Source organism: Lentzea terrae (assembly GCF_003265345.1).
Lineage (GTDB): Bacteria > Actinomycetota > Actinomycetes > Mycobacteriales > Pseudonocardiaceae > Lentzea > Lentzea terrae.
On the sequence record NZ_QFWW01000029.1, the window covers coordinates 189,176 to 199,889 of the forward strand.

Annotated in this window: 9 protein-coding genes; 5 read left to right on the plus strand and 4 right to left on the minus strand. The window is 70.7% G+C overall.

Features of this window, described 5'->3' with window-relative positions; translation table 11 throughout:
- Genes DI276_RS35540 through DI276_RS35555 form a run of 4 tightly spaced genes read right to left on the minus strand, consistent with a single transcriptional unit; the run spans position 1 to position 3,760 of the window.
- The gene (locus DI276_RS35540; protein WP_112271812.1) at positions 1-585 is read right to left on the minus strand and encodes a GTP-binding protein; all 585 of its coding nucleotides are present in this window, start codon (positions 583-585) and stop codon (positions 1-3) included.
- Positions 566-940 (minus strand): DUF742 domain-containing protein, encoded by a 375-nt coding sequence (locus DI276_RS35545; protein WP_112271814.1) that lies wholly within the window; start codon positions 938-940, stop codon positions 566-568. The genes DI276_RS35540 and DI276_RS35545 overlap by 20 nt, the downstream gene beginning before the upstream one ends.
- Positions 937-1,371 carry a roadblock/LC7 domain-containing protein gene (locus DI276_RS35550; RefSeq protein WP_198681104.1) on the minus strand — a complete coding sequence of 145 codons (435 nt, stop codon included), beginning with the start codon at positions 1,369-1,371 and terminating at the stop codon, positions 937-939. The genes DI276_RS35545 and DI276_RS35550 overlap by 4 nt, the downstream gene beginning before the upstream one ends.
- Before the next feature lie 31 nt (positions 1,372-1,402).
- Positions 1,403-3,760, minus strand: coding sequence for a sensor histidine kinase (locus DI276_RS35555; protein ID WP_332874730.1), 2,358 nt, complete (start codon positions 3,758-3,760; stop codon positions 1,403-1,405).
- A 583-nt stretch (positions 3,761-4,343) separates the two neighbouring features.
- On the opposite strand from DI276_RS35555, the gene DI276_RS35560 reads away from it, so the two are divergent.
- The 5 genes from DI276_RS35560 to DI276_RS35580 form a co-directional block, all read left to right on the plus strand.
- Positions 4,344-5,255, plus strand: a complete 912-nt coding sequence (locus DI276_RS35560; RefSeq protein WP_112271819.1) for a DUF6461 domain-containing protein — start codon at positions 4,344-4,346, stop codon at positions 5,253-5,255.
- 420 nt (positions 5,256-5,675) lie between these two features.
- Complete coding sequence (locus DI276_RS35565; RefSeq protein WP_112271821.1) at positions 5,676-6,971, plus strand: helix-turn-helix domain-containing protein; 1,296 nt, start codon at positions 5,676-5,678, stop codon at positions 6,969-6,971.
- A 29-nt stretch (positions 6,972-7,000) separates the two neighbouring features.
- Positions 7,001-7,957 (plus strand): AAA family ATPase, encoded by a 957-nt coding sequence (locus tag DI276_RS35570; RefSeq protein WP_232837141.1) that lies wholly within the window; start codon positions 7,001-7,003, stop codon positions 7,955-7,957.
- On the plus strand, positions 7,954-9,105 hold the full coding sequence (locus DI276_RS35575) for a DUF58 domain-containing protein (protein WP_198681105.1): 1,152 nt from the start codon (positions 7,954-7,956) through the stop codon (positions 9,103-9,105). The genes DI276_RS35570 and DI276_RS35575 overlap by 4 nt, the downstream gene beginning before the upstream one ends.
- Positions 9,102-10,714, plus strand: a 1,613-nt coding sequence (locus tag DI276_RS35580; protein WP_198681106.1) for a transglutaminase family protein, incomplete at its 3' end; no start/stop codon positions are given. The genes DI276_RS35575 and DI276_RS35580, both read left to right, overlap by 4 nt.

Genomic DNA, 10,714 nt, shown 5'->3' on the forward strand with positions numbered 1-10,714 from the left:
TCAGGCCATTGCGGGATCGAGCTTGCTCATCGCATGCTCGATCACGCGGGCCAGCACGGTCTTGCACGACTCGCGGTCCCGCGCGTCGCACAGCACCAGCGGCACTCCGTCACCGACGTCGAGTGCGTGCCGCACCTCGTCCTCGCTGTAGGAGTGGCCGCCCTCGAAGCAGTTCACGGCCACCACGAACGGAATCCCGCGGCGCTCGAAGAAGTCGATCGCCCCGAAGCCGCCGTCGAGACGACGGGTGTCGACCAGCACGACCGCGCCGATCGCCCCGTACGCCAGCTCGTCCCACATGAACCAGAAGCGGTCCTGACCGGGCGTGCCGAACAGGTACAGCACGACCTCGGGGTTGATCGTGATGCGGCCGAAGTCGAGCGCCACCGTCGTCGTGGTCTTGCCCTCGACGCCGGCCAGGTCGTCGATCTGGGTGCCGGCCTCGGTGAGCAGCTCCTCGGTCCGCAGCGGCGTGATCTCGCTGACGGCGCCGACCAGGGTGGTCTTGCCGACGCCGAAACCGCCGGCCACCACGATCTTGACCGAGGACGGGACGGTCAGCTCTTCAGATTGCACGGACGCCATCAAGCACCTTCTGGAGTAGGTTCCGGTCCGGCGCGACCGCCATCCGGGACGCGTCACTGGTGATCACGTCGCCGCGCTGGATCAGGTCGCTCAGCAACACCTTCGCCACCACGAGCGGGGCGTGCAGGTAGGCGGCGACCTCAGCCACGGACAACGGTTTCCGGCACAGCTTCATGATCTCGAGGTGCTCCACGGAGAGCGCGCTGGTGTCGGACGTGGTGCGGATCGCCCGCACCTGGGTCGCGAGGTTCAGCCGGCCCCACGTCGGCCGCGTGCGGCCGCTCACCAGCGCGTAGGGGCGGACCAGCGGACCGGCGGCCTCGTCGTACCACCAGTCCGACGACCGCGGGCTCATGAGAGGCCCATCGGGTGCCGGGGTGCCGCGAGTGTTCGGGGCGCCGACGAGAGGTACGCACCCACGCGCTTCACGAGCATGTTCATCTCGTAGGCGATCATGCCCATGTCCGCGTCCTCGTCACCGACGACGGCGAGACAGGCGCCCTGCCCCGCCGCGGTGACGAACAGGTGCGCGCGCTCCATCTCCACGATGGTCTGGCGGACCTGCCCACCGCCGAAGTGCCGGCCGGTGCCGCGGGCCAGCGACTGGAACGCGGACGCCATCGCGGACAGGTGGTCGGAGTCGTCCTTGGACAGCTCGGGAGAACGGGCGAGCAGCAGACCGTCCGCGGAGAGCACCACGGCGTGCCTCGCACCGACCACTCTCGCGACGAGGTCGTCCAGCAGCCAGTTGAGCTCGGGGTGCCCGCCGGTCAGATCGTCGTCCACGGAAGTAAGCCCTTTCAGTGTTCAGGAGTGATCACGGTTCGACGACGTCGTCGGCCTGGCGGGCGTCACGGGTGCCCCGTTGGAAGGCCGACATGCCGTCGCGGGTGCGTTCGGCTCGTTCCTCGCTGTGCGCCTCGTCGAAGCCGGGCTCTGGCCGGAGGTCGTCGTTGGCCAGCTGGGGCACGAGGTGCTGCTGCCGCCGGCGCCGGGGCAGCTCTGGCCGGGTGTCCTGACGCGAGTCGTCACCGTCCCCGGGGTTTTCGGCCGGCCACGGGCCCGCCGGGTGGTCGTCCGCGGGCAGCACGCCCACGATGCTCCCGCTGTCCGGATCCCTTTCCACGCGGGAGCCCTGGTCGTTTCCCACTCCTCCCCCTGCCCAGAACTCGTTCAGCTCCGAGCTGGGCCGGGCGTCGAGCACGACGTCCTCCGCGCGCTCGGCGACGGGAAGGGCGGCCTGGGCGAGCGTCTGCTGCCGGAACGTCGGCTTGGGCATCTGCACCGGGTCGGCGGGGTCGGCCGCGCCCGCGTCGCCGACGATCAGGTCGGCCGGCACGAGCACCAGCGCGATCGTGCCGCCGGTCGGGCAGTCGCGCAGCTCGACGTGGATGCCGCGACGGGCCGCCAGCCGCGCGACGACGAACAGGCCGAGGCGGGACTCGCCGCGCAGGCGCATGGCCTCGAAGTCGGGCGGCGCGGTGAGCATCTTGTTGTGCTGCTCGCGGTCCTCCGCCTTGATGCCGAGACCGTGGTCCTCGATCTCGATCACGAGCCCCTGCGGCACCTCGCTGCTGTGCACCTCGACCTGCGAGCGCGGCGAGGAGAACGACGTCGCGTTGTCGACCAGCTCGGCGATCAGGTGGATGACGTCGGCGACGGCGGCACCGGTGAGCGCCACCTCGGGCACCGGGTTGACCTTGACCCGCGCGTACTGCTCGGTCTCCGCGACCGCCGCGCGCACGACGTCGAGCATCCGCACCGGCTTCCGCCACTGCCGTCCCGGCTGCTCGCCGGTCAGGATGATCAGGTTCTCGGCGTTGCGCCGCGCACGGGTGGCGAGGTGGTCGAGCTGGAAGAACGCGTCGAGGTGGTCGGGGTTCTCCTCCTCGCGCTCCAGCTTGTCGAGGATCTTCAGCTGCCGGTGCACCAGACCCTGGTTGCGGCGCGCGATGTCGAGGAAGACCCGGTTCACGCCTTCGCGGGTCTGCGACTCCTTCACGGCCGCGGCGACGGCGGTGTACTGCGCGGCGTTGAACGCGTCGGCCACCTGGCCGATCTCGTCGTTGCCGTAGTCGAGCGCGGGCACCTCGGCGGCGACGTCGACGTGCTTGCCGTCGCGCAAGCGCTCGACGATGTCGGGCAGGCGTTCGTGCGCGAGCTTGAGCGAGTCGCTCTTCAGGTTGGCCAGCCGGACGATCAACGCCTTGTTCACCAGACGGCTGGAGATCCGCACCGCGAGGAAGATTCCGGCGATCACCGCGACGAGCGCGACGAGGCTGCCGATCAGCACCGTGGTGAACTTGCTCTGACCGTTGGACATCGCGACGTTGACCGCGCCGACGGACTGCTCCTGCACCATCGTGGTCAGCTCGGTGGACACCGCACGGCTGGCGTTCTCGAAGTCGGTGATGGAGACCGAGGCCCCGATGGGGCGTTCGGCGTTCTGCACCAGGCGGTTCTCCATGGCCGTCAGCTGCTGCCACGGCGCGCTGGAGACGATCTGCTTGTAGTGGTCGCGCACATTCGGCAGCAGGTAGGGCTCCATCGCGGTCAGCGAAGTCCGGTACCCGCCGACGAGCTGGACGAACTCGCGGTGCTCCTCCGGCGTGAACTTGCCGACCCCCAGCGCCGCGGCGGCGACCGAACCGGACCGCGACATCGCGTCGACGGCCTGGAAGGACTGGGGAGCGAGCAGCGCGGCCCCCACGGTCTCGGCGTCCGGCACGATGCGGGCCTGCGTCGTGAACAGCGCGGCGCCGGAGTCCAGCAGGCTGTTGTAGTAGCGGTAGACCTCGTCCTTGGACGCGGCGCCCGACTCGAGTCGCGTGCGCACGTCGGGAAGCTGGTCCAGCAGTCCGTTGAGCTTGCCGATCCCGTCGACGATCTCCTTCGGCGCCTGCGAGGCGAGCTCGGCGAACGCGGTCTTCATCTTGCTCACGTCCGCGTCGGTCACCTGCTGCTGCTTCAGCAACGCCGACGTGCCGGAGCCGGGTCGGCTCAGGCTCGTCATGCTGAGCTCGCGTTCCTTCTGCAGCGACGCGAACGACTGCACGGCCGGGATCGACGCGTCTCGCACGCCGGAGGCGACGAGCTGGAGGTAGAGCCCTTCGAACACCGTGTAGGACGAGAACAGCGCCCACATGACGAGCAGGACGATGCTGGGAACCACCACGACACCAGTGAGCCGCGAACGAATTGTCTTGTAATTCGTATCAGGCACGTTCTTCAGCTTCACAACGCTCCACAGCACCCGAATTGGCGACGGAAAGATAGCATCGCGTGATCGGCATGATCAACTAGCGATGATCTTGGGGGGCGCGTAGAGAGTACTCAGTCCGATGACCTTCGCAACACCCCCGACCGTCGTTCCGGTCCCGGCCTGTGCACGGGTGTTGTGGTGCGTGAACGCACTCCCGCAGGTAGAACGGTCACCGATGCACTTTACGGGCGACCGCTGCCCGACCGGGCTTTCTTCGGCTGAACTCGACAAACGCGGAAGCTATTGCCGCGACTTGACATTCCACGCGAAGTATTCTAAGCGTGAACGGAGTGCAACCGGCGGTTGCCTTCCGTCACCGCAGGTTATTCGCGAATTCGCATGTCAGATGTCATGCCGGGCTTGCGAAACGAGATGGGCGTGGCGCCGGCCTCGCCGGCTGCTGACGACCGCATCGGTGCCAGGTCGCGCCGACCCGGAATGTTCACAAGGGTCGTACACCTGGGAAACGCAACTGAGAACTGCTTCTGGGGGAGACGTGCAGCACGACCTGTCCTGGGCCGACTCCTATCACCGCGAGCCCTTCCTGGGCGAGATCTTCGCGATCGCGTTCGTGCGCGGCCGCGACCCCCTCGACGCCCTGGACCGCGTGGGCGGACTGCCGGACACGGTGGCGGACCGGACGCCGGACGAGATCCGCCGGCTGCACGAGTACGAGCACGGCTATCCGGACGTGGTCTCCGCGCTGGCGCTCGGCGAGTGGACGGTGCTGGTGCAGCCCACCGGTTTCGAGCTCGCGTACCTGGCCGACGCCCTGTCGCGCGGCACGGAGGCGCTCACCGTGCTGCGGCACGACTACGCCAACCCGAGGTTCACGCACGCCCTGGACGGCAGGATCGTCACGGGGTTCCACCCGAGCTGGCCCGGCGATCGCCACGGCACGGACCGGGACGCGCTGGTGCCGCGGATGCGCCAGGCCGGTTTCGACCTCGACGGGGACGGAGGCCAGTACGACGGGGCCATCAGCCGCTCACTGCGGCTGGCCGGGCTGGTCACCGGTGTCCTGCCCACCTTCGAGCAGCTCACCGCACCCCTGCCGAGCATGCACTTCGACCCCTGGTTCGCCCGCACCAGGCCGTCCAGCGTGGAGAACGAACGCGACGCGCTCGCGAAGGCCGAGGCGATCGTCGCGGAACTGGACCTCGCCGGCACGCCGGGCCTGGCCGACGCGTTCGCCGCGGCCCACCGCGGCGAACGCGTCGTGGTAACCCAGCACAGCGAGCTGGGCAGGCACGTCCGCGAGTGGTCGACGACGTCACGGGTTGGGCGCTGGTCGGCCAACGATCATTCGGCGGCGGCCGCGGTGACCGACGAGGACCGGCACCGCGGCCACCGCTTCACCTACCTGCTCGAGGCGTTGCGCGCAGCGTTCCGGCCGGATCTGGCCTGACCGCGCATGGACGGCGCACCCGTCCAGTCCCTGCTCACCAGTTCTCCCCCTCGGCCCCGAAAGTGTTTGTGGCGGCAGGGCAGGCCCCCAGCCCAGCCCTACCGCCACACCCCCAGAACAGACGGTGACAAGTCACCGTGTCCCCGTCGGGATCCAGCATCACCCGGCACACCGCGCGTGGGCAGGGGTCTCCCGTCTCCCGCGTGCAGAGGCGACGGGAGACGCCTGGGAAACAGCTGTGCGGCCGATCAAACTCGGATCGTGCAGCCAGCGGTCAGCACGTGCCGTCGCTTCAGGGCTGGGCCTTCGACCTGGGGGTTCAGTAGTCTGCAACGGTCGATCCACCGGTCGCGGGACAAAATCCCGCGGTCGTAGCGGGGTCCGCCGGGTTCGGGCAGCGGCGGTCGAGGGTGGGGGCTCATGGCTGAGCAGTCGGATGTCTTTGGTGTGGAGCTGCGGCGTTTGCGGACCGCGGCGGGCCTGTCGCTGGCGTCGCTGGCGCAGCAGGTCCACTACAGCAAGGGCTATCTGGGCAAGATCGAGACTGGCGTGAAACAACCAGGTGTTGATCTGGCCCGGCGCTGTGACGCGGTTCTCGGAGCCGGTGGACGGCTGGCCCGCATCGTGGACCAGCCCGCACCGGCGAGCCCGCCGGCAGCTGTCGAGGCCGACGGCGAAGTGTGGGTGATGAGCATGGCACCGGACGGGTCGAGCTGGATGGTTCCGATGCCCCGGCGCGAGGCGATCGCGACGGGCGCGGTCTCCTTGCTGGGGCTGACTTTGGGGGCTCCGCGCAGCGCTTCGGCGTCGGCGGCGCACGACGGCACGCTCGCGGCGTTCCGGTCGTTGTTCGCGCAGGTCCGGCAGCTCGGGCAGACCACGAGCCCGTCAGTGGTGCTGCCCATGGTGACGGTGCACACCCACACCCTGCGTGGCATGGCAAACGGCGCACCGACCCCCGTGCGCGAGCAGTTGCTGGGCCTCGCCGCCCGCTACAGCGAGTACGCCGGGTGGATGGCGCAGGAGGCCGGTGACGACCGGGCCGCGCTGTGGTGGACCCGCAACGCCGTCGAGATGGGCGCCGCGGCCGGTGACACCGAGCTGGCCACGTACTCGCTGATCAGACAGGCGTTGATCACGCTCTACCGGGACGACGCCGTCGGCACGATCGACCTGGCCCAGCAGGCGCAGGCCGCACCGGGCACGTCGCCGCGGGTGCAGGGGCTCGCCGCGTTGCGCGAAGCCCAGGGCCACGCGTTGGCCTGCGACTACGACAACTGCCGGCGCGCGCTCGACCGCGCCGCCGCGTTGCTCGACCAGGCCGACACCGAGAGCGGCATGACGATCGGCTCGGCCTCGGTCAGCGGCGCCGACCTGAACCAGCTGGTCGCGGCCTGGTGCATGCACGACCTCGGCCGGTCCCGCGAGGCGGCGGACATCATGGACCGCCAGCTCGCCCTGGTCCCCGGCACCGCGCACCGCACGCACGCGCGCTTCGGTGCCCGCCGCGCGCTCGCCTACGCCGCGGCCGGCGACATCGACCAGGCAGGGGCGCTGACCGCGAAGGTGCTCGACTCGGCCGACCTGGTCGACTCGGCCACGGTCCGGCAGGACCTGAAGCGCCTGGCCCGCCTGCTCGGCCGCGAGCGCGACCACTCGGCGGTGCGTGACGTGTACCCGCGGCTCAACGCGGCGTTGCGCAGCCCGATCCACTAGCTGTTCACGAGTTTTCTGGGGGAACCGAAGTGTCCGATGCCGCGATCTTCCAGCGCCGGTTCGAGGCGCTGGCCGCGAACGTCGAGGACTTCATCCGCGGCAAACCCGAGGTGGTCAGGCTCGCGCTGGTGTGCCTGCTCGCCGAGGGCCACCTGCTGATCGAGGACGTACCGGGCGTGGCGAAGACGTCGCTCGCCAAGGCGATCGCGCGCTCGGTGGCGGGTGCCGAGGTGAAGCGCATCCAGTTCACCCCCGACCTGCTGCCGTCCGACGTGACCGGCGTGCAGGTGTACGACCAGGGCAGGTCGCGCTTCGAGTTCCGCCAGGGCCCGGTCTTCACCAACATCCTGCTGGGCGACGAGATCAACCGCGCCTCGCCGAAGACCCAGTCGGCCCTGCTGGAGGTCATGGCCGAGGGCCAGGTGACCGTCGACGGCCGCCCGATCGCCGTGCCGTACCCGTTCCTGTGCATCGCGACGCAGAACCCGGTGGAGCACCAGGGCACCTACGCGCTGCCGGAAGCGCAGCTCGACAGGTTCATGATGCGCATCAGCATCGGCTACCCGGCGGACCTGGCCGACGAGGTCAGCATCCTGTCCTACGGCGTGACCCGCCGCCGCCCGGACGAGCTGAAGTCCGTCATGGAGCTCGACGACCTCCGCCTGATGATCCGCGCGGTCCGCGAACAGGGCGTGGCCGACAACCTCCGCGAGTACGTGGCGCGCCTCGTCCGCGCCACCCGCGTCCACCCGGACGTCGAGCTCGGCGTGAGCCCCCGCGGCGGCATCGCCCTCATCACCGCCTCCCAGGCCTACGCGCTGTCCGCCGGTCGCCCGTTCGTGACGGCCGACGACGTCAAGGCCGTGGCCGTCCCGGTTCTCAACCACCGCCTGCTGCTCACCCCGGAAGCCCGCATCCAGCAACGCACCGCCGAAGCGGTGCTGACGGACGTGCTGGCCGCCGCTCCGGTCCCGGCAGGCCGGTGAGTGCTGTGCTGACCAGGTCCGGCGCCGGGATGACCGCCGCCGCAACGGGTCTGGTGGCGCTCGGCGCGTGGGCCGACTACCCGGAACTGGTGACGCTCGGCCTCGCCGCAGCGTGCGCCCTGCTCCTGGCCGCGGCCTGGCTCCTCGTCTCGCCCAAGCTGACCGTGGTGCGCGAGGTTCGGCCTCGGCGCGTGTTCGAGGGCAGCGCCGCCCAGGGCACGTTGACCGTGACGAACGTGGGCCGGCGCGACAGCCCGCCGCTGATGGTCACGGAGACGGTCGGCGGCGACCGCACCACCGTCACGGTGCCCGCGCTGACCGCCGGCCACAGCTGCACGGTCAGCTACCCGCTGCCGGCCGCCCGGCGCGGCCGCTACGTCATCCCGCCGGTGGAGCTCGGCCACACCGACCCGCTGCGGCTGCTGCACCGCGGCCGCGCGTCCGGGGGCGAGCTGGTGGTGCACGTCTATCCGCGCGTGCACCTGCTGGCCACGATCACGGCCGGTGGGCCGCAGGACGCGGAAGGCCAGACGACCAGCAACGCTCCGTTGGGCGGCGTCGCGTTCCACAGCCTGCGGGAGTACGCGCCCGGCGACGACTGGCGCCGCATCCACTGGGGCGCAACGGCTCGGACCGGCACGGTGATGACCCGCCACGTGGTCGTGCCCGACGAGCCGCGCCAGCTGGTGGTGCTGGACACCAGCGCGGTGCCCTATCCCGGTGCGCAGCTCTTCGAGGAGGCGGTCCGCGTCGCCGCGTCGTTCTGCGTCGCGGCCGAACGCTCCAGCCTGCCGCTCGCGCTGCGCACCACCGGTGGGGCCGAACGGGAGTCGAGCGGCGGCGCACTGGAGTTGCTGTCCACTGTGGACTGCGCTGGCGCCGACCGCGGGCTCGGCGCGGTGACCGGCCTCGTGCGGGACGTGGTCTCCGACGCGCAGGGCGTCGCGCTGACCGTCGTCACCGGCCGCGTGGACGCCGAGGCGGCCCAGCTGCTGATGTCGTTGCGCGCCAGGTTCCTCTCCGTCACTCTCGCCCAGCTGGTCTCCCCCGACTTCGCGGTGCCCGCCCGGCCGCGCGGTGTGCTCGCGATCGCCGCACCGAGCAGCGCGGAGTTCACCACCCGCTGGAACCGGCTGGTGCTGCGATGAACTGGCGGAGGCTCCGGCCAGGTCCGCTGGCCGAGGTGGCGCTGGCGCTGCTGGCCACCGCCGCGGGAACGCTGGTGTACCACCGGTTCTTCGCCGCCGGCTACCTCCCGGTGCTCGCCGCGGCGGGGCTGGTCGGCGGCGTGACGGCCGCGCTGGGCCACCGTCGCGTGTGGACAAGCCTCGTGCTGGCGGTCGCCGGTCTGGCCCTGGTCCTGGTCTACGGCGTGTTCGGCGGCACGGCGTCCGCGGTCCTCAGCGGGGTGCGCGGCAGCTGGAACCGCCTGCTCACGGTCACCGCACCCGCCGACACGTGGGGCGAACTGCTGGCGGCACCGGCACTGGTGGTGTGGGCGGCGGCGTTCTCGTCCGTCCTGCTGGTGCTGCGGACCCGGAGCGCGCTGGCGCCGCTGCTGCCTCCGTTGGCGGGCTTCGTGTTCGCTCTCTTCGCCGTCGGCAACCAGGTGGGCGGGCACCTGGTCGCGACCGTCGTGTTCCTCGTCGCGGCACTGGTCCTGATCGCGATCCGCACCCACCGGGGCACCGGACTCGGCACGGTGCGCGTCGAACGCCAGTCGGCCAAGCCGGTCGCCGCACTCGTCGTGGTGGCCTCGATGGTCGCCGCCAGCGCACTGTTCGGCCTGGCAGGCGGCCGGTTCTCGCCCCTGGCCTCCGGAGAGCACCGGTTCGACCCGCGGGACGTCCTCGCACCGCCGATCGTCCACACCGACACGCTCACCCCGTTGGCACAGCTGAAGAAACAGCTCAACGAGTCGCCGCCGCGCACGTTGTTCACCGTGCGGACGGACTACGAGTCGACGCGCATCGACCGGGTGCGCACCGCCGCGCTGGACACGTACGACGGCACCACCTGGACCTCGTCCGGCACCTATCGCGTGGCCGGCCGCAACCTCACCGTCGACCCGGAACTCCGCCGCAGCAAGACCGTGACGGCGCACATCGAGCTCAAGGAGCTCTCCGGCCCGTACCTGCCCGTCGTCGGCTGGCCGTCGCGGCTGACCACGTCCGGCGAGAGCCGCGGCCAGTTCGGGTTCAACCCCGGCTCGGGTGTGGTGGTCGGCACCGGGCCCGCGGCGCCGGGGCTCAGCTACGACGTGACCGGTGAGGTCGGCCTCAGGGACAAAGGGCTGACGCGGGCCGAGAAGTCGGCGAACCACGTGCCGCCGCTGCCACCGGGTGTGCCGGAAGGTCTGGCAACCGCCTCCAGGAACTTCCTCGGCGAGACCTACAACCAGCTCGTGGAACTCGAGAAGTACCTGCGCGCCAAGCCCTACCGGCTGAACCGGCCGCCGGGGCACTCCTACGCCGCCCTCGCCCGTTTCCTGACCGGTGAGGGAGACGCCGGCAGCGGCTACGCGGAGCAGACCGCCGCAGCGTTCGCCGTGATCGCCAGGAGCTGGGGATTCCCGGCCAGGGTCGCGGTCGGCTACCGCCTGCACAACTACCAGGACGGCGTCTTCCAGGTCTCCACCGCCGATGCCCACGCGTGGCCGGAAGTGCACTTCGCGCGCTACGGCTGGGTCGTGTTCGAACCCACCAACCCCGACGCCACGAACAAGCCGAACCCGCCGGTGGAGGCGCCGCGCGTGGT